General features: G+C 41.5%; 21 protein-coding genes. 10 read left to right on the top strand and 11 right to left on the bottom strand.

Annotation, left to right across the window (positions count from 1 at the left end; all coding sequences use genetic code 11):
- Nucleotides 1-170: 170 nt before the first annotated feature.
- A complete protein-coding gene (locus MTO98_RS17075; protein WP_110583183.1) occupies nucleotides 171-662 on the bottom strand; it encodes a YajQ family cyclic di-GMP-binding protein in 492 nt (163 codons plus the stop codon).
- Between the two features lie 192 nt (nucleotides 663-854).
- Between MTO98_RS17075 and ppk1 the strand changes: the two genes are divergently transcribed.
- The 4 genes from ppk1 (at nucleotide 855) to MTO98_RS17055 (ending at nucleotide 5686) form a co-directional block, all read left to right on the top strand.
- Nucleotides 855-2900, top strand: a complete 2046-nt coding sequence (ppk1, locus tag MTO98_RS17070) for a polyphosphate kinase 1 (protein WP_243487822.1) — start codon at nucleotides 855-857, stop codon at nucleotides 2898-2900.
- A 2-nt stretch (nucleotides 2901-2902) separates the two neighbouring features.
- On the top strand, nucleotides 2903-3781 hold the full coding sequence (locus tag MTO98_RS17065; RefSeq protein WP_243487821.1) for an ethanolamine ammonia-lyase reactivating factor EutA: 879 nt from the start codon (nucleotides 2903-2905) through the stop codon (nucleotides 3779-3781).
- Between the two features lie 173 nt (nucleotides 3782-3954).
- Nucleotides 3955-4518 carry a UbiX family flavin prenyltransferase gene (locus tag MTO98_RS17060; RefSeq protein ID WP_243487820.1) on the top strand — a complete coding sequence of 188 codons (564 nt, stop codon included), beginning with the start codon at nucleotides 3955-3957 and terminating at the stop codon, nucleotides 4516-4518.
- A gap of 187 nt (nucleotides 4519-4705) precedes the next feature.
- Nucleotides 4706-5686, top strand: coding sequence for an energy transducer TonB (locus tag MTO98_RS17055; RefSeq protein WP_243487819.1), 981 nt, complete (start codon nucleotides 4706-4708; stop codon nucleotides 5684-5686).
- A 21-nt stretch (nucleotides 5687-5707) separates the two neighbouring features.
- Here MTO98_RS17055 and MTO98_RS17050 read toward each other — a convergent pair whose 3' ends face one another.
- Nucleotides 5708-7207, bottom strand: a complete 1500-nt coding sequence (locus tag MTO98_RS17050) for a malate:quinone oxidoreductase (RefSeq protein ID WP_243487818.1) — start codon at nucleotides 7205-7207, stop codon at nucleotides 5708-5710.
- A 304-nt stretch (nucleotides 7208-7511) separates the two neighbouring features.
- On the opposite strand from MTO98_RS17050, the gene MTO98_RS17045 reads away from it, so the two are divergent.
- Entirely contained in the window at nucleotides 7512-8054 is a 543-nt protein-coding gene (locus MTO98_RS17045) for a hypothetical protein (protein WP_243487817.1), read from the top strand.
- 13 nt (nucleotides 8055-8067) lie between these two features.
- On the opposite strand, the gene MTO98_RS17040 is transcribed toward MTO98_RS17045, so the two are convergent.
- Entirely contained in the window at nucleotides 8068-12369 is a 4302-nt protein-coding gene (locus MTO98_RS17040) for a two-component regulator propeller domain-containing protein (protein WP_243487816.1), read from the bottom strand.
- Between the two features lie 174 nt (nucleotides 12370-12543).
- On the opposite strand from MTO98_RS17040, the gene MTO98_RS17035 reads away from it, so the two are divergent.
- Entirely contained in the window at nucleotides 12544-12756 is a 213-nt protein-coding gene (locus tag MTO98_RS17035) for a VF530 family DNA-binding protein (protein ID WP_243487815.1), read from the top strand.
- A gap of 69 nt (nucleotides 12757-12825) precedes the next feature.
- Here MTO98_RS17035 and MTO98_RS17030 read toward each other — a convergent pair whose 3' ends face one another.
- The 4 genes from MTO98_RS17030 to MTO98_RS17015 all read right to left on the bottom strand — a co-directional run bounded on the left by MTO98_RS17030 (nucleotide 12826) and on the right by MTO98_RS17015 (nucleotide 15662).
- Nucleotides 12826-14124: a DEAD/DEAH box helicase gene (locus tag MTO98_RS17030; protein WP_243487814.1), complete on the bottom strand. Its 1299-nt coding sequence runs from the start codon at nucleotides 14122-14124 to the stop codon at nucleotides 12826-12828.
- A gap of 82 nt (nucleotides 14125-14206) precedes the next feature.
- Nucleotides 14207-15004 carry a tRNA pseudouridine(38-40) synthase TruA gene (locus MTO98_RS17025; protein ID WP_243487813.1) on the bottom strand — a complete coding sequence of 266 codons (798 nt, stop codon included), beginning with the start codon at nucleotides 15002-15004 and terminating at the stop codon, nucleotides 14207-14209.
- A 107-nt stretch (nucleotides 15005-15111) separates the two neighbouring features.
- Nucleotides 15112-15336 carry a CDGSH iron-sulfur domain-containing protein gene (locus MTO98_RS17020; protein ID WP_110583172.1) on the bottom strand — a complete coding sequence of 75 codons (225 nt, stop codon included), beginning with the start codon at nucleotides 15334-15336 and terminating at the stop codon, nucleotides 15112-15114.
- 98 nt (nucleotides 15337-15434) lie between these two features.
- Complete coding sequence (locus MTO98_RS17015) at nucleotides 15435-15662, bottom strand: hypothetical protein (RefSeq protein WP_243487812.1); 228 nt, start codon at nucleotides 15660-15662, stop codon at nucleotides 15435-15437.
- A gap of 147 nt (nucleotides 15663-15809) precedes the next feature.
- Between MTO98_RS17015 and MTO98_RS17010 the strand changes: the two genes are divergently transcribed.
- From MTO98_RS17010 to MTO98_RS16995, 4 genes are all read left to right on the top strand, one after another.
- Nucleotides 15810-16841 carry an aldo/keto reductase gene (locus tag MTO98_RS17010; protein WP_243487811.1) on the top strand — a complete coding sequence of 344 codons (1032 nt, stop codon included), beginning with the start codon at nucleotides 15810-15812 and terminating at the stop codon, nucleotides 16839-16841.
- Between the two features lie 168 nt (nucleotides 16842-17009).
- Entirely contained in the window at nucleotides 17010-17828 is an 819-nt protein-coding gene (locus tag MTO98_RS17005) for a peptidoglycan-binding protein (RefSeq protein ID WP_243487810.1), read from the top strand.
- Nucleotides 17829-18114: 286 nt separating this feature from the next.
- Complete coding sequence (locus MTO98_RS17000; protein ID WP_243487809.1) at nucleotides 18115-19446, top strand: Gfo/Idh/MocA family protein; 1332 nt, start codon at nucleotides 18115-18117, stop codon at nucleotides 19444-19446.
- A 140-nt stretch (nucleotides 19447-19586) separates the two neighbouring features.
- A complete protein-coding gene (locus tag MTO98_RS16995) occupies nucleotides 19587-20948 on the top strand; it encodes a DUF1080 domain-containing protein (protein ID WP_243487808.1) in 1362 nt (453 codons plus the stop codon).
- Between the two features lie 124 nt (nucleotides 20949-21072).
- Here MTO98_RS16995 and MTO98_RS16990 read toward each other — a convergent pair whose 3' ends face one another.
- The 4 genes from MTO98_RS16990 to MTO98_RS16975 all read right to left on the bottom strand — a co-directional run bounded on the left by MTO98_RS16990 (nucleotide 21073) and on the right by MTO98_RS16975 (nucleotide 25772).
- Entirely contained in the window at nucleotides 21073-22101 is a 1029-nt protein-coding gene (locus MTO98_RS16990) for a GntR family transcriptional regulator (protein ID WP_243487807.1), read from the bottom strand.
- Between the two features lie 87 nt (nucleotides 22102-22188).
- Nucleotides 22189-23202, bottom strand: a complete 1014-nt coding sequence (locus MTO98_RS16985; protein WP_371825420.1) for a cytochrome d ubiquinol oxidase subunit II — start codon at nucleotides 23200-23202, stop codon at nucleotides 22189-22191.
- A 2-nt stretch (nucleotides 23203-23204) separates the two neighbouring features.
- Nucleotides 23205-24521, bottom strand: coding sequence for a cytochrome ubiquinol oxidase subunit I (locus tag MTO98_RS16980; RefSeq protein WP_243487806.1), 1317 nt, complete (start codon nucleotides 24519-24521; stop codon nucleotides 23205-23207).
- Between the two features lie 276 nt (nucleotides 24522-24797).
- Nucleotides 24798-25772: an integrase core domain-containing protein gene (locus tag MTO98_RS16975; RefSeq protein ID WP_243484318.1), complete on the bottom strand. Its 975-nt coding sequence runs from the start codon at nucleotides 25770-25772 to the stop codon at nucleotides 24798-24800.
- Nucleotides 25773-25831 lie beyond the last annotated feature (59 nt).

The raw sequence follows: 25831 nt of genomic DNA, 5'->3' as shown, positions 1-25831 counted from the left end.
TATAAAGATCCGAAGGGCGGCTCCGGGCGCTACAAAAGGAACAGTCATCGCATTTAAGCGAAGCCAGTTGAATTATTATTTGATAATTGAGTTTAATAAAAAAGAGGTATCCCGTTGAGAATACCTCCTTAAGTTGGTTTTAAAGCACAAAATTATATTTCTGAAATTGATTAGTCCCTCATATTGATGTATTGCAATGGCTGGCCAAAATCTTCTGCACGGCACAGGCTGATAACGGCCTGCAAATCATCTATTTTTTTGCCTTGCACACGTACCTGATCGTCCATGATTGATGCCTGTACTTTAAGGCCGCTGTCTTTAATTTTCTTCACTATCTTTTTGGCGGCCTCTTTGTCTATACCTTCTCTGATTTTAATTTCCTTACGGATCATGTTGCCAGAAGCGTATTGTTCTTTACCAAAATCAAGTGCTTTGGGATCAAGGTGCTGCTTTACCATGCGGCTGATAATGCTGTCTTGTATGGCTTTAAGGCGCATATCATTTTCTGTAACTATCGTTACCTCGTTTGTTTTCTTATCGAGGTCGATAGTACTTTTTGAATCGTTAAAATCATAACGGTTCAGGATCTCTTTTTTGGCGGTATTTATCGCGTTATCAAGCGTTTGCCCGTCTATCTTACTAACTATATCAAATGTTGGCATAAGTAGTGTATTGGTTATAAATGTTTTGCAAAACTAATGTATTGTTAACACACAGTGCAATATTGCAACAATTTGTTTAATTTCTGCAATAAATAATGGTGAACGAAAACCGGTTAATTCCTCATGAGTTAATATTAAGTTAACAAATAAATAAGCAGATTTGTAACATCTGGCTGTAAAGCAAGAATTTTTATGGATAAACAGGCTCCTTTAATTAACAGAGAAATAAGTTGGTTGTATTTTAACGACAGGGTTTTGCAGGAAGCTGCAGACCCAACAGTGCCCCTGATTGACAGGATCCGTTTTTTAGCCATATTTTCATCCAACCTCGATGAGTTTTACCGTGTAAGGGTTGCTACACTCACTCGTTTAGCTGCCCTTAACGAAAAATCAAAGGAGATACTTGGTTATAATCCTAAAAAGGTACTTAACCAGATCAAGAATATCGTAGTGAGGCAGGAACGCAAATTCAATAATCTTTACGAAAACATTATTGTTAAGCAGCTGGCCGAAGAAAAGATCTTTATTCTGAATGATAAGCAGCTTAACGTAACCCGGGGAACCTTCGTGAAAAACTATTTCAGGGAGAAGCTGCTGGCTACATTAGTGCCCATCATGCTCAATGATACTTTACCGCTGCCTGAGCTCAGGGACAGGGCCGTTTATTTTTTTGTAAAGCTTACCACTAATAAAAAAACGAGGTTTGCCCTTATCGAGTTTCCAGATAACCTTTCGCGGTTTGTCAAACTTCCGGATACCAACAACCTGAAGTTTATTATCCTGCTTGATGATATCATCAGGTATAGTTTGGAGGATATCTTTTTCATTTTTGAACACGATAGTATTGAGGCATACTCTATTCAGCTTACCCGCGATGCAGAGCTTGACCTGGATAAGGAGGTAAGTGAGAAATTTGTCGACTCGTTGGCCAAGAGCCTTCAGAAGCGAAAAAAAGGAAAACCAATGCGCTTACTGTATGACTCAGACATGCCTATGGACATGCTGAAGTACCTGGTAAGTAAAATGGGGCTGCATGGTGAAAGCCTCATCCCGGGCAACAGGTACCATAATTTTAAGAATTTTATTTCGTTTCCAAACGTTGGCGGCCCTGAACTTGAATATAGTAAATATATACCACTGCCTGTTGCCGATCTGTCGTTTGGTAAAAGCCTGATAGGCCTTATCGCTAAAAAGGATTACCTGGTAAGTACGCCTTATCAATCATACGATTATGTGATCCACTTTTTACGTGAAGCAGCCATTGATCCCAAGGTGAAAGAGATCAGCATTGCTGTATATCGTTTGGCCGAAAACTCAAGGGTAATCCACGCTTTGATCAACGCCGCCAAAAACGGCAAAAAAGTAAACTGCCTTGTGGAATTAAGGGCCCGCTTTGACGAGCAAAATAATATTCACTGGAGCAACAGGCTTGAAGAGGAGGGTGTAAATGTGCTGTATGGTGTTCCTGGTTATAAAGTGCACTCAAAAATATGTTTGGTAAGCCGCACAGAAAAAGGTAAGCTGGCTTATTATGCCTGTCTTTCAACAGGTAACTTCAACGAAAAAACGGCACAGATCTATGCCGATCATACCTTGTTTACAGCTAATAAAAAGATCACTGATGACCTGGTTAACGTTTTTAAAGCTATCAACAAAGGATTATTGCCCAAAGGGCTTAAAAGTCTGATTGTATCACCGATAGACTCAAGGCCTACGATCTACCGGTTGATCGACAATGAGATCAAAAACGCAAAAGCCGGCAAGCAAGCATATATGATCCTGAAAATGAACAGCCTCGCCGACGAGGACCTGATCAACAAACTTTACCAGGCCAGCAATGCCGGTGTAAAGATCAAGATGATCATCAGGGGCATGTGCTGTTTAATAGCAGGGGTGAAGGGCTACAGTGAAAATATAGAGGTGATAAGTATTGTAGATAAATACCTTGAGCACGCTCGTGTGCATATTTATTGCAACGGTGGTAAGGAGCTTATCTACCTGACATCGGCCGATTTCATGACCCGGAATATTGACAACCGTGTTGAAGTTGGCTTCCCTATTTACGATGAAAAGTTGCAGGAAGAGATCCGGGATATTATAGATATTCAGCTTGAAGACAATACCAAAGCCCGCGAAATCAACAGTCAGAATACCAATAAATACCACAAAACAAATTCGCCCGAAAGCCACAGGGCGCAAATTGAAATATATAATTATCTAAAAAATAAAACAAAATAACATTGAGATACGCCGCCATTGATATAGGTTCAAACGCCGTGAGGCTTTTAATTGCCGACATAATTCAAAACACCGGATCGGTGTCGTTTAAAAAAAATACTTTGATCCGTGTTCCGTTGCGTTTGGGTGATGATGCCTTTATACAGCAGCATATATCTGATAAAAAAACTACCGAGCTGGTTAAGTCGATGGTTGCATTCCGCAACCTGATGGATGTATACAAGGTTACTGATTATTTAGCCTGTGCAACCTCGGCCATGCGGGAAGCTAAAAACGGTGAAGAAGTTGTTAAGCTCATTAAAGATGAAGCAAATATCGATATTGAGATTGTGCATGGTTCAAAAGAAGCCAGCATCATTTATGCCAGCCATGCCGAGCAAAACATCGATAAAAGCAAAAACTACCTTTATATCGATGTGGGCGGAGGCAGTACCGAGCTTTCACTGTTCTCTGCCGGTGAACTTATCGTTTCACGTTCGTTTAACATTGGCACCATCCGCATCCTGGATAACCAGGATACCGAGGAAACCTGGAATGAAATGAAAGATTTTGTGCGCGAAAATACGCGCAACTTTAAGCAGTTATCGGGCATTGGCACCGGTGGCAATATAAATAAGCTATTCAGGTTATCTGAAGAAAAGGAGGATATGCCGCTTACTTTTGCCAAATTGAGATCATTATATACTTACCTGAGCTCGTTTTCATTAAAAGACAGGATCAACGTACTTGGCCTTAACCAGGACAGGGCAGATGTTATTATCCCGGCATGTGAAATTTATCTTACTTTAATGAAGAATGCCAACATTAAAAATATCTATGTACCAAGAGTAGGTATGGTTGACGGCATTATTCAAACTTTAATAGAAAAAAATCTGCAATAAACAGGTTAAAATTATTTTAACAAATTGTTTAATAATTAAAAAACTCTTACTACATTTGTAGTGCCCTCTCAAGGGCATGTTTTTCATAGGTAGATGTAGGGTCGGGTACAAGTTATTCGACCCTTTTTTGTGCCCCTAACTTTTTGTGTGTTTGGGTTGTTGAAGGAGTAATTATGAAGAAAAAGATAGTTGTTGCTATTACGGGTGCCAGTGGTTCGATATACGCCAGTCTGTTGCTAAAAAAGCTAAACCAGTTACAGGATCAAATTGCCGAAGTAGGTGTTGTAATGTCAGACAATGCTAAAGATGTTTGGAAATTTGAGCTTGATAACGAAGATTACACGCAGCTTCCCTTTAAATTTTACGCAAAAAAAGATTTTATGGCTCCATTTGCCTCCGGTTCGGCAAAGTTTGATACCATGGTAATTGTTCCATGTTCTATGGGGACGCTTGGCCGGATAGCAGGAGGGATTTCTGATGATCTGATCACGCGCGCGGCAGACGTAGTCCTTAAAGAACGACGTAAGCTGATACTTGTTGCACGCGATACACCCCTTAATTTGATCCATATCCGTAACATGGCAACAGTTACAGAAGCCGGCGGTATAATTTGTCCTGCAATTCCGTCTTATTATAGTAAGCCTCAAACTATCGAAGAGCTTGCCATGACGGTAGTGAACAGAGTGATTGATCTAATTGGGTTGGAAAGCAAAAGCTACGAGTGGAAGGGGATGTAAAACAGTTGAACTAAGCAAGCGCTACAAATTTTTGCTAAATTCATATTACGAACTTAAATATACTCTTTTTGTGCTCACCAGTTTCGTTAACAAAAATACTGCTTCAGTTTTATATCGATACTAATCTTGAAATTGGAATTTCATTGTTATTTTAGTCGAAATTTTCTGATACAATACAACCTAAACCATGCGTAAGATAGCTTTTCTATTAACAATTATTGTCTTTTGTTCTGAATGTGTAATTGCGCAACGCGATACCGTGATTGCTTATATGAGTAATTCTAATGCTGCTCCCTGGCAGCCTTTTAAAGCTAAGATAGTAGGCAGTAAAGATAGTGCTGATTTTATACGTACAGTAACAAGTCCGGACATCAGTGTAAGCAAAAGTCTTTTTCCTGTTAATGAATATTATTTAAATGGCAATCCTAAGCTTCAAGGTAATTCAAATACAGGTTTTATTGAAGCTCAGTTTGAGGGACCCTGTATTGAGTTTTTTCCAAATGGTAAAAAGAAATGTATTTGTAATTACGAAAAAGGCAGGCTTTCCGGTAATGTGATCAAATATTTCCCTAATGGTAAAATTTATTTATCCGGGGTTTACAAAAAAGATACGTTGATAGTAGCCCGATGCAGTGATTCTACGGGGCGGGTATTAGTTGAAGATGGTAACGGTACACTGGTACTTTATTCAGACAATTTCAAGTACACCATTGGAAGTGGCCCTGTAAAAGATGGTTTAAAAGACGCAGTATGGAAAGGAGTTTTAAATGATACTATAAGCTATGAAGCTACATATAAAAACGGCAAGGTAATTACAGGAATTAGTAATGCAAAAAGCGGTAATAGGTATCAGTTTAACAAAGAGTATACCTTGCCTGAATTTATAGGAGGCTTAGACAAATTTGGCAAATATCTCGCAAAAACTATTATATACCCGAGTTTTGCCCGGGATCATAATATACAAGGGAAAGCCTTAATAAGTTTCTATGTGGATCGGCAAGGTAACTTACATAATATCCATTCTGTATTGGGAAACGAAATTTTGGCTACCGAAGCTGTACGTGTTATGCGGTTATCTCCACGTTGGCAACCGGCTACCAGTTACGGGATAGCAATGGACGCTGTTTATTCCGTACCAATAAGTTTCACAATGGCAACTGAGTATTAAACAAAACTTGATAAACAGCCGCTAAATCAATCCCAATGCCTTGCTGGTCCTCGCTCTCGTTTCATCGGCTAATACTTCATTGTTAGCCAATGATTCTCCATATGAAGGGATCATTTCTTTGAGCCTTTGCTGCCATGCATCGGTTTTGATATGGTTTTTAAAGCAGCGCTCAATCAGCTGAATCATAATTGGTACTGAAGTTGATGCGCCTGGAGACGCACCTAACAAGGCCGAGATACTGCCATCGGCAGATGTTACTACCTCGGTTCCAAATTCAAGAACACCAGTATGTTTCGCGTCTTTTTTAATAACCTGTACGCGCTGCCCGGCTATGTCCAAATCCCATTCTTCAGCTTTGGCCGTTGGCATGTAATCCTTAAGCGCATTAAGCCTGTCGGCAGGTGATTGCAGTACCTGCGAGATAAGATATTTAGTTAAAGGCCAGTTATCACGCCCTACGGCAAGCAGGGGAAGTATATTATTCAGCTTGATGGATCCGAAAAGATCAAGCAGGGAGCCCTTTTTGAGGAAGCGGGTTGAAAAACCGGCATATGGGCCAAAAAGCAAAGCCCGTTTACCGTCAATCATACGGGTATCAAGATGGGGAACTGACATTGGCGGCGAACCTACCGAAGCTTTACCATAAACTTTAGCCTCATGTTGTTTAACAACGTCAGGATTATTACACACCAACCACTGGCCGCTCACCGGGAAACCGCCAAAGCCTTTACTTTCAGGAATTCCCGATTTTTGAAGTAAAGGCAAAGCTCCGCCGCCTGCGCCAACAAAAATAAATTTCGTATTCAGCTTTCTTTTGTTGCCAGTGTTTTTATCCTTTACGGTAACTTTCCAGGTACCATCAGCATTACGTTTTAAATCCCTTACATCGTGGTTAAGGTGTATGCTTACGCCAGGTTTTTGCTTAAGTTCATCAATCAGCGCACTGGTCAGGCTGCCAAAGTTCACATCTGTGCCAATATCCATAAATGTTGCCGAAACTTTTTCATTTGCATCACGGCCTTCCATAACCAGCGGGATCCATTTTTTGATCTGTGCTTTATCCTCCGAGTATTCCATCCCTTTAAAAAAGTGATGTTTTGTAAGGGCTTGCTGGCGTTTTTTTAGGTATTCAACATTTTCGGCACCCCAAACAAAGCTCATGTGAGGTACTTTGCGGATAAAACTTTGTGGATTGTTTATGAGGCCCTGGTCAATAAGATAAGTCCAAAACTGTTTGCTTATTTCAAATTGTTCGGCAATTTTAATAGCTTTTTTTATTTCAACGCTACCATCAGGAAGTTGCGGGGTATAGTTCAACTCGCAAAAAGCAGAGTGCCCGGTTCCTGCATTATTCATCGGCGCCGAACTTTCGGCAGCGATGACGTCCAGGCGTTCAAAAATTTCAATCGTCAAATCGGGCTGCAGTTCTTTAAGCATTACACCAAGGGTGGCGCTCATAATACCTGCGCCAATTAAAACTACATCAACCGTTAAATTTGAACCTGTACCGTTATTAGTCATTTTATTATGATATCCTGCAAAGCTCGCAGTGTTATTTATAACAAGGTAAACCCCGTTTTTGAAAAATTGTTATGATGGTTTAAGTCCTGCAGGTAATTAACCGGCAGGGGCTAAAATAAATCAGGCAATTTTAAGAAATTTTTATAGAAAAACAGTCCTTTACCTGTCCAATAAATGCAATAAAATCTATGTTTACGTAGTTTAAACTTAATTTATAGATTAATACAACATCCGGTATATTCAAAACCCATTAACACAAAACAGTTTAAATGGTGTATATAAATAAAGTGTTAATTTATATACCATGAAGTTGTTTAAATCATGTATGTGTTTTTGTGTTTTGGCGATAATGATCTGCGCCTGCAGGCAACCGGATAAGCAAGCTAAACCCAGCCCTGTATCAAATGATGTTTCAAAAACAGCAGTAACAGTAGCCGGTAAAAAAGACAGCGTGATCAATAATCCGCAAAAAAAATATAGCGGTGCAACAGTAAGCGATCCTTGTGTAAAATGTCTGCTGGCTGTTATTCAGGATAGCAAAAGCTATAAAGAAAATACAAACGGTATTTCGCCGCAAAGCATAAATTATACTATTAACTGGGTAAAAGCTTCAAATCCGGCACTAACGCCTGATACAAGCCATAAGACCAACGGTATAAGGGTTGATGTGAAGAAGGACGAAGACGGTGAAGCCACCAGGTTATGTTCATATATATACAATAATACCAGCGGCACAATGTACCTGCTTAACAGTCAAAATAAATATCAGCATGAAATATCAAGTATCACACCCGCTATCTTGAAAAAAATCCGGAACAGTTGTTACTGGGGAGTAGCGTCACAATAACCGCCTTGCAGTTTCAACGGCCAATAGGCTTGCCTTTTATATTTTTCATCATTTTGTAAGCCCCTTTTAAAACGTTGATCAGTGCATCGGTTTTCATGGGTTTGGCTATATAATCGTCCATACCTTCACTTATACACATATCCCGGTCATCGGGGCCGGCATTAGCAGTCATAGCAATAATAAAAGGTTGTTTAATGGCATATTGACGAATATGACGCGTGGCCTCAAAACCATCCATCTCCGGCATTTGCACATCCATGAATATCACATCAAAATTAGGCCGTGCATTTAACTTATCAAGTGTTTGGTATCCGTTATGCGCCAATTCAAAGTCATAACCCAGCTTTTCCAGCATGCGGCTGATGAGTTTTTGATTAACCGTATTATCTTCGGCAACAAGAATATTAAGGGGGTATTCCTTAGCAAAGTTTACATCAAGCAGCTTGTCGGCCTTGGTTTCAGGTGTTGGTACATGTATTTTTCCCAGAAACTCTGCTTGTAAACTTTTACCCAATTGTGATTGTTTTACCGGCTTGGTCAATATTGTGGAGAATAGTCCCGGGTACTTTTTCTTTGAGCCATCACCAATGGAGCTAAGCATAATTACCGGCAAATTGTTGTAATTATTTTTGATTTCCCTGGCTAATCCAACACCGTCCATCTCCGGCATTTCCATATCAGTTATCACAAGGTTAAAGCCATCGCCGGCAGCAAGAATACCAAGTGCCTGCTTGCCCGAAGCTGCAGCTATCGTCTGGATCCCCCATTGTTCAAGTTGTGCCTGAAGGATGAACCTGTTTGTTTTGTTATCGTCAATGATAAGTACCTTTTTGCCTTCAAGCTCTTCGGCATTAAAAACAATAGGTGCATGCTTTGATTGTTTACTGCTGATAGTTGTTTTTATGGTAAATACAAAGACCGAACCTTCTCCAAATACACTCTCGGCCCAAATTTCGCCGCCCATTAATCTTACCAGCCGCTCACTGATAACAAGGCCCAATCCGGTTCCTCCATATTTACGTGTGGTGGATGAATCAACCTGTGAAAACGCGTTGAATAAGGTTGTCAGTTTATCTTCCGGAATACCGATACCGGTATCCATCACGCTAAAGCCAATCTCAATTTCCCGGTCGTCAATGTTTTTTGACAAAAATACCTTAATAAATACTTCGCCGCGCTCAGTAAACTTAATCGCATTACCTGTTAAATTGGTCAGTACCTGTTTTAGCCTTAAACTATCGCCAACAATTTGCGATGGCAGGGCAGGATCAATCTGATAAACAAGTTCCAGCTCACGTTTAGCCGCGTTTTGCGAAAAGATGTCCATTACTTCCTCTATGCATTGGCGCAGGTCAAAATCTTCCTGTTCCATTTCCATTTTCCCCGACTCAATTTTGGAAAAATCGAGGATGTCATTAATCACATTTACCAGGCTATCACCGCATGAAATAATAGTATCTGTATAATCGCGCTGTTCTGCGTTTAGTTCAGTTTCGCCAAGGAGTGAGGCCATGCCGATAACGCCGTTCATTGGCGTTCTGATTTCATGGCTCATTGTAGCTAAAAATATGCTTTTGGCCTGGTTGGCTTTATCTGCTTCTTCCCGCGCCTCGCGTTCCTGTTCTTTTTGCAACTGCAACTCTTCTGACTGTGAAAGTAACTCTTCATTTAAAGCCTGTAATTCTTCCGACTGATTTTGGAGCTCGATATTTAAAACCTGCAGGTTTTCGGACTGGGCCTTTAACTCCTCCGATTGCTGCATAACCTCGGCCGTGCGTTCGGTAACCTGCTTTTCAAGCAGTTTTTTTTGTTTAACTATAGCGTTTACATTATACCTGTAAAGTGCATAAACATCGGCAACAACAAATAAAATAAGCAGGGTGATAAACCACCACGTGAGCCAGAAGGGGGGGAGCACAGTAACATTCAGGCTTATCTGTTTAAGCGACCATTTGCCGTCATTACTGCGGCTTTTTACCCTGAAAACATAGCTGCCGGCCGGCAAATTGGTATAGGTGGCGGAATTTTTATTGCCCACATAGTTCCATGTTTTATCGAAGCCTTCAAGCAGATAAGCATATGAACCTTTATTTCCCTGCGCAAAGTCCATTGATACATATTCAAACGATATAACAGATTGATCGTGTGTCAGGGTAATCGATTTGGTTTCGGAGATATCTTCTTTTAAAGGCGAAGGGTCATCATTGTTTTCTGCTACGCGGATAGATTTGTTATAGATCTGAAAATCGGTAAGCACCAAAGGCGGATTATATATGTTTTCCCGAATGCTTTCAGGCCTGAACATATTAAAGCCGTTAACTCCGCCAAAATACATGGTACCATCATGGCTTTTTACAGCAGAATGAGGTTTAAACTCATCGGCCTGTAACCCATCCTCAACGGTAAAATTCCTGAATCTGTTAGTTTGGGGATTGTACCTGGAAACACCTTTATTAGTACTGATCCATAAATTACCGTCATGGTCTTCTTCAACTGCGTAAGCGTAATTATTGGGCAGTCCGTCTTTTACTTTAAAATTTGTAACCTTACCGGTAGTGGGGTTTAGCCGATAAACACCACCATAGGTGCAAATCCAAATGTTTCCAAGATGATCTTCAAAAAGGTCAAGTGCGGTGTTATTGCCGAGCGCACTATTCAGTTTTTCGTATTGTACAGGTTTAAATGTGTTGGTTGCAGCATCATAAAGGTTAACGCCGCCATCATTGGTACCTACCCAAAGGTTTCCTTTCGAATCGCCAAGCAATGAGTTAATATTATCGCTGCTTATACTTTTTGGATTGTCAACGTCATGGCGATAGTGAATAAATTTATTGGTTTTAGGGTCGAAGAGATCGAGTCCGGTGCCAAGTGTTCCAAACCATAACTTTCCATCAAGTGTTTTGGCTATGGCGTAGATATTATTACCACTTATACTGGTACTATCATTAGGGTTATGTTTAAATGACCTGAAAGTGCGGGTTTGAGGGTTCATCACACTCACGCCATCACCCCATGTACCTATCCATAAGTTATTTTTGGCATCCTCCTGGATGGTTAAAACGTAATTGCCGCAAATATTGCTATTGTTGCTTTTGTAAACTTTGAAGTCGCCTTTTTCGGGATTAAAAAGGTTTAGTCCGCCTCCGTCCGTTCCCACCCATATGTTATCCTTTTTATCCTGATAAACACTCAATACAAAGTTGTTAGATAAACTGCCAGACTGTGCCCCATGTTGGTAATGGGTAAAGTTTTCACTCGTTTTTTTATAAAAATTAAGCCCCGAAGCAAAGGCTCCTATCCACATGTTGCCGCTCCTGTCTTTCAGAATCACGTCAACCGAGTTATTGGCTATACTGCTGTTATCTATATCATCTTCCTGGTGATTACTAAATATCCCCTGGGCATAATTAAAGATATTCAATCCGCCGTTTTCGGTACCTATCCACAAGTCGTGATTGCTATCTTCGGCAAGGCATTGTACACTATTGTATGACAGGGAGTTTTTATTGCCGGGATCATTTTTGTAATGAGTAAAAGTTTTAGCAGCAGGATCAAACAAGTTAAGCCCTCCATCGCTTACACCAACCCATAATCGGTGGCTGCTATCCTCTAAAATAGCGTTGACCTTGTTTGCAGAGAGAGAAGAAGATTTATTGTTATCATGAACAAAGCGCACAAAATTATGACTTTGCGGGTTAAAAAGGTTTAAGCCTCCGTTGGTTGTACCTGCCCATAATTTGTTTTGGCTGTCAACATAAACCACGCGTACATTATTATCGCTTAAGCTTGATGTATCCGCCTCGTTATATTTGTAATGGGTGAACTTTTTTTGAGCTATGTTAAACTGATCAAGCCCTTCTTTTTGGTTTGAGATCCAAAGATTGCCGCTTTTATCAAGTGCTATCTTTACTAAGATATCGCTTGCTATTGAATTATTGTTATTGGGATTATGGCGATAATGGATAAAACGATCAAATTTGCGGTCGTACATATTCAACCCGCCGCCGCTGGTGGCAATCCATAGGTTGCCTTTATTGTCTTCTGCTATATCCTGAATAAAGCTATTGCTGATGCTATTATTATCATTAACAATATTTTTGAAAATTTTGAATTTGTTTCCGTCATAACGATTGAGGCCATCACGCGTACCTACCCATATGAAGCCGCGACTATCTTGAACAATGCAATTGATGTTTAATTCAGAAAGCCCTTCGCGGCTGCCAATGTGCTGAAAATGAATAGGTCGGTTTTGTGAGAACGCGCATAAAGAAATAGCTTGCAATAATAAAACAAGGTAACACTTATAGCTATTCATTAAAATATTTTTGGGCAAATTGAAAGAAGCGATTTAAACAAGTCTGATTAACGTCATTAAATTTAATAAATTTTACCATTTATTAAATATCCGCTAATACTAATTGTTATTTAAACGGGAAGCTAACAGATTTTGTTATATTATTTAAACGGAACAAACCGTTACTTTTGCATTATGCAGCAACAGGCCAATAATCCTTTACATGGTAAAACACTTGAAATGATCTTAAACGAACTGGTAGTCCATTTTGGCTGGAAAGAACTGGGAATGCGCATCCGGATCAATTGCTTTAATGACAATCCGAGCGTTAAATCAAGCCTCAAGTTTTTAAGAAAAACGGATTGGGCAAGGAAAAAAGTAGAAGAGTTGTATTTGGAAATAGTATAACTGCGAAACAGTGAAGACTTACGAAGTTTCTAAAACTTCGTAAGTCTGGGCAGACATCCTTAAGATTACTTACCCGTGCTTTTTCTTCTTATTCATTTTAGCCTTGGTACCGGCGCTAAGGTTATAAGTTTTGGCGTTTGAAGCTTTTTTCTCATGAAAAGCTTCACCAACACCGGCTGGTTTAACATCTTCCTTTGCATCAGCCTTTTTAGGCTTCGATTCAGTTACTATCACCAGATCATCCGGCAGTTCAGCCACCGGGATCTTATTGCCGATCATTTGCTCAATTTTCTTTACCTGGCTTAACTCAATATCAGTGGCAAAGGTCATCGCCAATGTTTCTTCCTTATCGTCAGAATCTTGATTAACTATTCGGCTAATAAATAATTCATTATCCGCAGGCAGATCAAAATGGATCAGGAAGGGGATACCGCTGAGGTCGAGCTCTTCCTCGTTTTCGTTGGTTACGATCAGGATCCTTGCACCAGCCTCAGCTTTAAATTCTTCAACGCTCTTAAATCCTTTTGAGTCAAAAAACTTTGGATTTAAGTATGCCACACCGGTACGTAACCGGCTTTTGAGGCTTTGAAAAAGCTTTTCGGCAGTTGTTTGCGTGTTTACAAATACAACTGTTTTAGTAAATAGCTCTTCATCGTACATGAACAGATTAAGCAGGTTTAATTTGGTGCCAAAGTTGGGTACATTGTACAAAAGCTGCTCATGAGTTTCAATAGCTGTTTCGCTTAATTCATCAACCTCAATTATTGCGGGTTGCCTCATAAAGGGATCGATCATTTTTTCGAGCTTAGCATGCATTACTTCGGTAAACACCAGGTGCTGGCCTTTATCAATGCTGTTAGCCAGTTCAACAACCGGCAACTGCAGGCCTTTTTTCACAATCTGATCGGCATCATCTACCACCAGCAAATCAACTTTATTTAAATTCAGGGCCAATTTAAGGTAGATAGCCCTTGCCCTGTCGGGAGTAGCTACCACAATGTCGGCACCGTCAGCAAGCTCATCCATCTGGCTTTCAAAGCCGGGAGTAACGTATAAGCCAACTATGCGGATAGATTTATTTTTGTTAAGGCGGTCAAATTGCTCTATAACAGCAAATACGTGTTCTTTTTCTGGCACAAGTATCAGCACACGTGGAACGCCCTCAGGGGCGTAATTAAAGCGGTTCAATACACCCAATACATACGCAGTGGTTTTTCCGCTGCCCTCGGGGCCGATGGCTACAAGATCCTGCCCGCCAATAATGCGGTTGATGGTTTTAAGCTGGAGCTCTTTAGGGTTCGCAAAACCGGCTTCATTTACAGAACGCAACAGTTGTTTATTAAGCTTCAATTTGTCAGACCACGCCATCAGGATACTATTAAAATTTAAAATGAGGGTGCAAAAGTACCAAATTAACGCGTCATATTTTTAAAAATCAGCAGAATAAGCATTATAAGGGGTGCCAATCTACACTGTTAAGCAAAGGATATGCCGACCGTGGTTCAAGATCAAGGTATCGATAAGTCACTTTTGACAGGTACAAACCCTGCGGATGTGCGGGAATAATGATCTTGGGAGTTTGTTTATTAGCGATATAAAACTCAAATTCATCAGTGCTCATCTGGCCTTTGCCAATTTCAAGCAACCTGCCTACAATGATCCTGATCATCCGGTTTAAAAAGCGGTTGGCAGTAATGTTAAACCTTAACTTATCGCCTTTAGCATCGATATACAGCCCCGCCGATTTTATTTGACATAAAGTATGGTCAACCCTGTCGGGCGTTTTGCACATAGCACGGAAATCGGTATAATTTGGCAGGATAGAAACAGCCTTTTTCATTGCATCGAGATCAAGGTCCTGATCGCGATAAAAAGAACTATAGTTACTCAAAAATGGGTCTTTATAATTATGAATAAAGTAATCATAACTCCGTTTTACCGCATCAAAGCGGGCGTGCGGATCTCCCTGCATCGATATGATGTCAAATACGGCAATGTCGTCTGGCAATAGTTTATTGAGCCTGAATAGCAGGTCATAATCTAAATTATCGGTTATATCGGCATGGAAAAAGAACTGACTGGCATGTACTTTAGCATCAGTGCGGCCGCAACCAACTATATCTACCGGGTGTTTTAAAATTTTGCCAAGGGCTGTTTCAATTACTTCCTGTACAGATGAAAACTTTGAAAGGCGCTGCCAGCCGCTATATCTTGTACCATGGTAACCAATATGAAAAAAATAACGCATTGTTGTTTGGGATGTGGTTGTCAAAAATGCAGATTATTTTGAAAACACCTGATAAAACAAAAGCCCAATGTAAAAACACCGGGCTTAATGTATATAAAAACAATTGTTTATACTTTTTTTGGTGGAAGGTCAAATGCAATGGCATTATGTTCAAAATGTCCTTTGTGCGAACCATCACAAAATGGTTTGTTTGCTGATAAGCCACAACGGCAAATTGAAAGTACTGTACGGCCCTGTAAGCCATAAGCATTGCCCTGCATGTCTACAATCTCAAAATCGCCTTCTATTTTAACCGAACCGTTATTGTTAATGGTAAGTTTAGTTTTCTCCATGTTTTAAATTTTGCGCAAAGTTAAAACATGGCGTTGGCCCAAAATGGTTTATTTGTTATTTAGAAGAGTTCCTGATTGGACAAAACAGGGGAGGATATTCAGTTAAAAGATTGGTTAAACGCAACCAATACTTGCAAAAAAACATCCCTGTCAAGCGCAAAGGCAGATGGCTGCTCCGGCTTTACAGGTTTGCCGTTTTTCATTTTAAGCGGGAATAGGGCAATAAAATCACGGATACTGATCTCGTACCTCAGCATAGGGTTGCCGCGGTGGATCTCTTCCAGTCTCATTTCAAAAAGGGAAACGCTTAGCGGGTCTGCAATCATGATTCAAAGCTAATATTTGTTTATCGCCCGCTAATAAAACCTCAACCATAAATGACAAACTTATGATATGTTAAAATGCCATCTGCAATCGATTCCACATAAATTTGTGCAATAGGCTACTGCCTTTTACATCATAAAACATTAACTATGGAATACAGACAATTAGGCGCATCCGGCTTAAGGGTGCCAGTATTGAGTTTTGGTACTGCTACATTTGGCGGTGGTAACGAGTTTTTCAAAGCATGGGGCAATACCCAGGTTGATGAAGCAAAAAAGCTTGTTAATATTTGCCTCGATGCCGGAGTTAACTTATTTGACACGGCAAACGTTTATTCGCAAGGCATTTCTGAAGAAATATTGGGCAAAGCCCTGGAAGGCATCCGTAACGAGGTGTTGATCTCAACCAAAGCCACGTTTACTATGGGGAAAGGTGTTAATGATTTCGGCTCGTCGCGCTATCACCTTATCAAATCGGCCGAAGACAGCCTTCGCCGTTTAAATACCGACAGGATTGATATTTACCATATGCACGGCTTTGATGCCAATACCCCGGTGGAAGAAACCTTAAGGGCGCTTGATGATCTGGTTACCAGCGGCAAAGTGCGTTATATTGCCTGCTCTAATTTTTCGGGCTGGCATTTAATGAAATCGCTTTCGGTATCTGAAAGATATGGCTGGAGCCGCTACGTAGCACATCAGGCTTATTATTCACTACTTAATCGCGAATTTGAATGGGAACTGATGCCTTTAGGGATTGACCAAAAGGTAAGCACCATTGTTTGGAGTCCGTTGTCATCCGGTCAGTTAAGTGGAAAATTCAGGCGAGGACAGCCAATCCCTGAAAACTCAAGGACTGTACAAGGCGGTGCCCACGGCCCGGCTACCAATTTTGATCATTTGTATAATATCATTGATGCACTTGATGAAGTTGCTGAAGAAACAGGCAAATCAGTAGCACAGGTAGCATTAAACTGGTTACTGCAAAGGCCTACGGTTGCCAACCTGGTAATTGGGGCTCGTAATGAAGAGCAACTTAGGCAAAACCTCGGTGCCATTGGATGGAATTTGACGGTTGACCAGGTTAAAAAACTTGACGCTGCGAGCGAGGTAGATCCGATATATCCATACTGGCACCAGCGCCAAAATTTAAAACTGGTACCGCTGCCAATACAGTATTAAAAATATTTAAAAGAAAAGCTCACGTAAAACTACGTGAGCTTTTCTTTTAAATCCCGTAGCTGTACGCAGTTATAGTTGTAAGGATTGATTTAGTTTTGTTTTTAAGGTAATACGATATCGAAATCATTATATGATATCTGAACCTTATCACTATTAAACCTTTCCTTTATGATCAAAAAACAATACCTGAAAGAAATAGCCATATCTGGTACCCAGCAAAGAAATGGCAGCACAAATAATCAAAAAGAAGTAACCAAGATTCAAAGCTGGCTTAACCTGTATGCTGTTACTAACCAGTCGGCAGGCACGGCGACGGGAATTGACGGCAGCTTTGGCCCTGGTACAGAAACGGCGGTTAAAAATTTCCAAAAGGCGAAAAATCTGCCACAAACAGGTATTGTTGATAGTAATGTTTTTGCGGCACTAACCCAACCCATGGTAAATGCATTCAAAAGCCCCGTAGCCGGAACCGGTTTAAGGGAGTTGATCGTAAATACGGCTATACAGCACTTAAGTAATGCGCCATTTGAGCTTGTGATTAAAGATCAAAGTAACAGCGGCCCATGGGTGAGGGCTTATATGGATAATAACGAAGGAACACCATGGTTTTGGTGCATGGGTTTTGTACAAACCATTATTGACCAGGCTGCTACCCAATTAGGAAAAGACTTTCGCACGTTGATGCCGCTAACCTATAGTTGCGATACGGTAGGTACTACCGGCATCGCCAAAGGATTGCTAAGCCGCGTTGCAACAGTGAGAGCAAATCCGTCGGTAGTAAAACCCGGCGACATTTTCCTGGTTCAAAAAACACCTAACGACTGGTTTCATACCGGTCTTATTACCGGTGTACATGGTGATCTGTTTGATACTATTGAGGGAAATACTAATACCGACGGAAGCAGCAATGGAAACGGCGTGTACAAGCGTGTGCGTAACTTTCAAACTTCAAAACTGGATGTATTTTCGATACAGCCCCTTGTATAAAAGCCTTCCCTGCAATTAATACCCCCTTGAGCCCCATTATTGGGGCTTTCTGTTTTTATAAGCTAAAAGCCGAAGGCGAAAAGCTTAAAGATAATTGAATAGCTAAACAATTTGACCATCAGCTTTATGCCTTAAGCTTTCTGCTTTTAGCTCAATTAAGTAACAGTTAAATTACAATTGCTCCATAAAAAAATTGCCCGATGGCTTTAGCCCTTTATAAAACTTAGCTAATTTGCGGGGCAGCCCGCCGGGGTATGCTTATAAATCCAATTAACCTGTTTTGAATATGATTAACCGTAGAAAGTTTATTCAATCAACTGCCGTAGCGGGTACAAGTTTTCTGCTTGCACCGCAACTATCAAAAGCTGCCGGCTATTTTAAAGGGTCGCCCAACGAAAAAGTAGTGTTAGGCATGATGGGGACTAATAGTCGCGGGCTGTATCTTGCCCAAAGCTTTGCCAAATTACCCAATGTGGAGATCGGTTATATTTGCGATGTTGATGCAAACGTGGTTGCTAAAACGATTGATGCGGTTTATAAACAAACCGGAAAAAAACCGCAAGGCTTGACGGATATCCGCAAAATGTTGGAAATAAAGGATATCGACGCGGTAGTAGTAGCCCCGCCCGATCACTGGCATGCACCGGCAACCATCATGGCCTGCCAGGCGGGCAAACATGTATATGTAGAAAAGCCATGCAGCCACAACCCTCACGAGGGGGAGATGGCTGTTGAAGCAGCAAGTAAATATAAACGCCTGGTGCAAATGGGAAGCCAGCGCCGTTCATTTTCCAATGTACAAGCCATGGTAAAAGAGTTGCATGATGGCGTCATTGGTCGTACTTATTATGCTAAAGGCTGGTATACCAATCATCGTTCAACTATTGGCAAGGGTAAACAGGTCCCTGTGCCTGCCAATTTAAATTATGATTTATGGCAGGGGCCCGCACCAAGAAGGCCTTACCAGGATAACCTGATCCACTATAACTGGCACTGGTTTTGGAATTGGGGCACAGGCGAGGCGCTTAATAATGGTACACATGAGCTGGACGTGATCCGCTGGGGGCTTGGCGTTGACTATCCAAACAAGGTAGTGTCAACAGGCGGACGGTTCCATTTTAATGATGACTGGCAAACGCCCGACACACAAAATATCCTGTATAACTTTCCTAATAACACCGCTGCAGAATGGGAATGCCGGAGCTGTAATGGCTTCGAAATCGAAAAATTAAGCAGGGGGGTAGTGTTTTATGGCGATAAAGGAACCCTGTTTTATGATAGCGGAAATAGCTACCGTGTTTATGATGGAGATAATAAACTGGTAAAAGAGGTTAAGGACGATACCAAGGTTGATGGCACCAATAAGGTAAGCCCGACAGAAGCACTGGATGGTTTTCACATGAAAAACTTTGCCGATTCGGTAAGAGGAACCGATAAGCTGAATTGCCCGATAGAGATCGGTTTTAAATCAACCTTGCTGCCGCAATTGGGCAATATCTCATACCGTGTTGACCGTGTATTGCACATTGATCCAAACAACGGCCATATTTTGAATGATCCTGAAGCGCAAAAGCTTTGGAGCAGGGAGTATGAAAAGGGCTGGGAGGTGAAGGTATAAATGTATATGTTTTTATGTCATTGAGGAGGTACGACGAAGTAATCTCGTAGCTATGTATATCGAAAAAGCATTGGCTACGGGATTGCTGCGCTATCACTCGCAATGACATTTATTAAAATTCAAATAAGAAAATATCAATCATGAAAAAAATAATATACCCTGCAATTATGCTTCTGGCGTCAACGGCATTTAGTCCGGTAAACGCTCAAACCAAATTATTTGATGGCAAAACACTTAAGGGCTGGAAACGCCTTGCCGGTGCTGCCGATTACAAGGTGGAAGACGGGGCCATAGTAGGTACCACGGTGCTTAACTCGGGCAATTCATTTTTAGTTACCGAAAAAGAATACGGAAATTTCATACTGGAGCTGGATGCTAAAATTGAAAGTGAGCTAAGCAATTCGGGCGTACAAACCCGCAGCCATTATGATCCGGAAGGTAATAAAGGTAAAGGCAAAGTATATGGCAGGCAGTTTGAAATAGATCCGTCATCACGCAAATGGACAGGCGGTATTTATGATGAAGGACGGCGCGACTGGCTGTATCCGCTTGATCTGAACCCAAAAGCCAAAGAAGCATTTAAAGTGGGCGAATACAATCACATCAGGATTGAATGCATAGGCAACGAGATGAAGACATGGGTAAACGGTGTGCCGGCCGGCGACGTAGTTGATACTGTTGACAGCAAAGGCTTTATAGCATTGCAGGTGCATGCAGTAAGTGAAGAAAAGCAAGCCGGTAAAAAGGTGTATTTTAAAAACCTGAACCTGCAAACCACCAATTTGAAACCAAAACCATTTCCAAAGGATGTTTACGTGGTTAATCTTACACCAAACAGCATAACCGCTGCCGAAAAAGCAAACGGCTGGAAGTTATTATACGATGGCAAAACCAATACGGGCTGGCGTGGTGCAACCCTTAAGGGTTTCCCGGAGAAAGGCTGGGAATATACTAAAGGTACCATGCACGTATTGCCATCTGCCGGGCAGGAGGAATCGGGCGGTGGTGATATCGTAACCAATGATAATTACGGTGCTTTTGACCTGTCGTTTGAGTTTAAACTTACCCCCGGTGCCAACAGCGGCGTCAAATATTTTGTAACCCTGTCCGAAGTTACCAAAGGATCGGCTATCGGGCTGGAGTACCAGGTGCTTGATGATAAACTGCACCCGGATGCTAAACTTGGCCGTGATGGCGACCGTACTTTAGCCTCATTATATGATTTAATTAAAGCTAATAAGCAAGAGCGTTTTGTACACCCGATAGGAGCATGGAATATCGGCCGCGTGGTGGTTTATCCAAATAACCACGTTGAGCATTATCTTAACGGAGTAAAAGTATTGGAGTACGAACGCGGCTCAAAAGCTTTCCGCGATTTGGTGGCTATCAGCAAATACACCATCTGGAAAAACTTCGGCGAAGCCCCATCCGGCCATTTATTGTTGCAGGATCATGGCAATGAAGTGTTTTTTAGAAGTATTAAAGTTAGGGAATTGAAGTAGTTATATTCATTATGTCATTGCGAGGAGGAACGACGCGGCAATCGCATGCTATACAGGGCGACCATGCTTCCGTGCGATTGCCACGCTATCGCTCGCAATGACATATATTTTTGTTAGGTCGTGGCTACAACGAACTCCTCAACCTCACCGTAAACGGAACTGCGAAATGCTCATGACAATTATTCAGCGCAAACTCGGCGGTTTTGCTGCCCATTAATTTAAAATCAGTTGATATGGTGGTGATACCATCAAGGATGATCTCTTTAAGTGCGGTTTCATTGTAGGATATCACGCCTACATCTTTAGCCACTTTCAAATCAGATGCGATGATCTTTTTAATGAGCTCAACCAGGTCATCCTCTGTAAGACTGATATATACCGTATTTTTCTGAATAGGCTCGGTGGAAAGCGTTTCAACTATATTATACTCAAAAGCATACTGTCTGCAAAAGTTTAGAAACCCTTTCATGATCTCTTTGGAGTGATAGGTTTTACCCGGGAAGATCAATTTGAGCGTATGGTATTTGCTCAGGTTATCAAGCATACTCTTCAGTGCCTCGTAAACGTCTGTCGCGAAGTTTTCATATATCGCGGCAAATTTGCCGTTTACGCCGGGTACCAGGTTATCCAGTAAGATCAGTTTATCCTTGGGGATGGTGTTGATGATCTCGTGGGCCTTCGTTTCATTATCTAAAAAGTGCGGGATAACGATGTATTTAGCATAATCGCCCTGGATGCTTTCAGTAATGATCTTTTTAAAGAAATAGAAATCGTTGTTGTAGATATAAAAATCTATAGCAGCCTGCTCGCCAATAGTGGCTACAAAAGCATCATAAATGATCTTTTTATGAGCACTGAGTTTGTTGAATAACAAGAAGATCTTAAGCGGCTTCTGAAAATCGGTATTTGAAATAAAGAAACCTTTTCCGGGAACCGAACTCACAATACCCTTCTCTTTTAACTCCTTATAAACGCGCTCAATAGTGTTGCGTGAAGTATCCAGCGCATAGCTCAGGTCATTGATAGAGGGGAGCATATCGTCCTTCACGATCTGTCCGCTTTCAATAGCCCTGATAATAGCATTGGAGAGCTGCAGGTACTTGGGCGTAATGGAGTACTCGTCGATTGATAAGATCTTTAAATAATTCTTCACATCACAAATGTAATATTTGAAAGCACATTTTTACCTCCAACAGGACAGACAAAGATGGTTATATCAGTCAATATAGAATCAAAAAACTCAGCGGTCTTTCTTCTTAAACGCATAATACAAATACCCCAGCGCCGGTAGTATAAATAAGCTGCCCACTAATAACCCAATCCCCAGGTCATCTATACTATTGCTGTTGGCGTGTTCAGTAAGTAACGACATCGAGCTGCCGTCCTTAAAAATAACAAACCTCGGGAAACGCGAAAACCCTACCGATATCAGGATCATACATACCTGGAAAGCGGCGAGCACCCTGATCCACTGCCTGTTACGACGATGTGATATGATCAGATAAAGTACTGCCAATGAAATAGTTGCAGCAATTACCGCAACTAAACTCACAGGGTTACCAAAAATCCAGTTGGCCAGGTGAACATGCTCAAAATGAGAGGCTAAGAATACCAATGACCCACAAATCACGGCGGCAACGTTCATGATCTTTGCTTTGCGGATATAGCGCTTAATTTCGTCTACATCTTCCGTTTCGCCGACTATATAAATAGCTGCCAGGAAGCCGCACAGCGCCACAGTAAAAAAACCGACAGATACTGAAAACCAGTTGAACCAGCTAAAGATATAAGCATGCAGAAAATCCGTGGCTTTGGGATCAATTTGCCCTGATAAGGCGCTGCCTGCAATAATACCCAAAAACAAAGGGGTTACAAAGCTCGAATAGACGAATATATGGGTATAAAATGCCTGCGTTTTTTCGTCTTTAACGGCATCATAGTTACGGAAAGAAAATGCTGTACCACGAGCTATAACCCCAAGCAGCATCACCAGCAAGGGGATATGCAGATAAATACACATTTCGCTGTAGATAACCGGAAAGCCTACAAACAACACCACCACGGTAATGATAAGCCACATGTGATTGGCCTCCCAAATGGGTCCGATGGCCTGGTACATAATTTTACGTGTGCGGTGTTTATTATCGGTGGATGTAAAAAGCTCGATAATGCCGGCACCAAAATCAGCTCCGCCTAATAAAAAGTAGAGGGTGATGGCCGCGAAAAGGAAAAGGATTACAATATAAAGCATCATGGTCAGGCGGTTTTACGGTCATACAATTCAGGCACCATCTGGATCTGTCTTTTTAATAAAAATATAACAGCCACACTCAGTGTAAAATAAATAAAGCTGAACAGGTAAAATGAGTACTGGATACCCGGCATGGGGGTAACCGCTTCGCTGGTACGCATAACCCCTTGTATGATCCATGGCTGGCGACCAACCTCGGTAACTGTCCACCCGGCTTCAAGGGCGATGAAACCAAGCGGAGTAGCCCAGATAAAAGTTTTCAAAAACCAGGGTTTGGAAAGCAGGTCCTTCTTTTTCCAGAGCTCGTAAAAATAAATGATCCCGATCAGCATCATCAAAACCCCTATACCTACCATGATTTGGAAAGCGTAATGCGTAACGGCTACCGGCGGCTGGTTCTTCACCGGGATCTTATCCAGGCCATTTACCGATGTTTTAAAATTATCATGCACTAAAAAGCTTAACAAACCGGGGATCTCTATACCATAATTTACTTTTTTAGCCGCCGTGTCGGGGATGCCGCCAATTACCAGCGGTGCATATTCCTGGGTGTGAAAATAAGCTTCCATTGCAGCCAGCTTCGCTGGCTGGCGTTTAGCAGCGTTTTTGGCTGATAAGTCGCCGCTGAAGGGTTGTAATATAGCTGCAGCCGCACCAAAGATGATAGCTATTTTAAACGCTTTGGTATGGAAAACGATATTCTTTTTACGGTAGATCATCAATGCGTGGATGCCCGCTACTGCAAAGCCTGTTGCTGAAAAAGCAGCTATGATCATATGCAGCGATTCGGAAAACCAGGCTTTATTGAACATGGCTTTTACAGGATCGATATTAATATACTGCCCGTTCACAAAGTCGAAGCCCGATGGACTGTTCATCCACGAATTGGCGGCTACTACGAGGATGCCCGATGCAACGCCGCTTACACCAACAATGATCCCGGCGGTCCAATGTACCCAATTATTTAACCGGTTCCACCCATAAAGGAATAAACCTAACGCTATGGCTTCTATAAAAAAGGCCACACCTTCAAGGGAGAAGGGCATACCAAAGATAGGTCCGGCATGCCTCATAAAGCCTGGCCAAAGTAAACCAAGCTCAAACGAGAGCATGGTGCCCGATACTGCACCGGTGGCAAAAAAGATAGCCACGCCTTTGCTCCATGCAACGGTGATGTTCTTATAAACAGGGTCCTGCGTTTTTATCCATTTGAAGTGTGATATAGCCATAAAAACCGGCATTACCATACCGATACAGGAGTATATGATATGAAAACCTAACGATAAGGCCATTTGAGATCTGGCCGCTAAAAAATCATCCATAAGTATTATACTTAAATAATGGTTGAAATTAAGGCTTAATGTAACAAATCTGTAACTAAATGCTTATCGATATTGAATTTAAAATATGATTTTTATTGGGATAGGGTTGGATTTACGGTGGGAATTTCGTAAAAAATAACACTTAAAAAATGTCAATTGCGAGGAGGAACGACGAAGCAATCGCACGGAAGCATGACCGCTCTGTATAGCATGCGGTTGCCACGCTGCGCTCGCAATTGTAAGTGTTTAGTAATTCGGAGACAGAATCAGGTGTTTTTATTTGTTGTTTAAGGCTGCCATTTCAATAGGTTTTTTGCCGTTAATACCCTGATGCGGCCTTTCCCAGTTATAGTAAACGAGGTACTTGAGCAATTCATCCTCCAATTCTTCGAAGCTGTCAAAATCGGTGTCTTCGATCAGATCTTCTTTAAGTGTACGCCAAAAACGTTCTACCTTGCCGTTCGTCTGCGGGCGGTAAGGTTTCATATATCTTCTTTTGATACCAGTTTCCACCAACATTCGTTCAAAGGGATGGTTTTTCTTATTTAAGCTGGTAGAGGTGCCAAATTCAGGGCCGTTATCAGCGATGATCTCTTCGAACTGAATACCAAATTCGCGCTTAAGGGCTTGCATACAGCGCAGCGAAGTAAACATGGTGGTCAAGGCGGTAATATCTTCCATCACCTCTGCCCAGGCAAGACGGGAATGATCGTCCAACACACAAAGCAGGTACAGCTTCCTGTTTTGTCCCCTGATCACACTTTTACTCAGGTGATGACAGTCTATATGTCCTAACTGGCCCATGCGTTCCTTGATGATCTTTCGCTTTACTTCCTTATCTGTAACAGTTAAACGGTTCTTGTTGTGTCGCTTCAGGATGTTGTACACCCCTGAAGGCGATGGGGTAAAGTTATTAGCTTTTTGTTTAAACCGGTCTGCTATCTCGAACTTATTGCAGCCTCGCGAACGCAAATCGAGCACTTGCTGTTCATCCTGGGGATCAGGACGCCGTGTACTGTACTTAGGCCCACGTTTACCAGGTAATAAGTCGAGTTCATTACCGGATTGTTTAAACCGATTGTAATACTTCAGAAAACTTCTCCGGTCGGTATCATGAGCCAAATAAAAGTCTTTAGCGAACCTAAAACCCGGGTGTTCCCCACGCTTTACCTGCTCATATTCGCTGATTAAAAAACGATACTTACTGAGATAGTTTCGCTTTAAGGTGAGGTCAGTAGTGTTTATTCGCATAACAAAATTAGCTTAGTTATATAAAGCTAATTCTGTCTCCGAATTATCTAACCTTTACA

Origin of the sequence: Mucilaginibacter sp. SMC90 (assembly GCF_022811725.1) — a bacterium.
Lineage (GTDB): Bacteria > Bacteroidota > Bacteroidia > Sphingobacteriales > Sphingobacteriaceae > Mucilaginibacter.
This window is presented reverse-complemented; position numbering and strand designations above follow the sequence as displayed.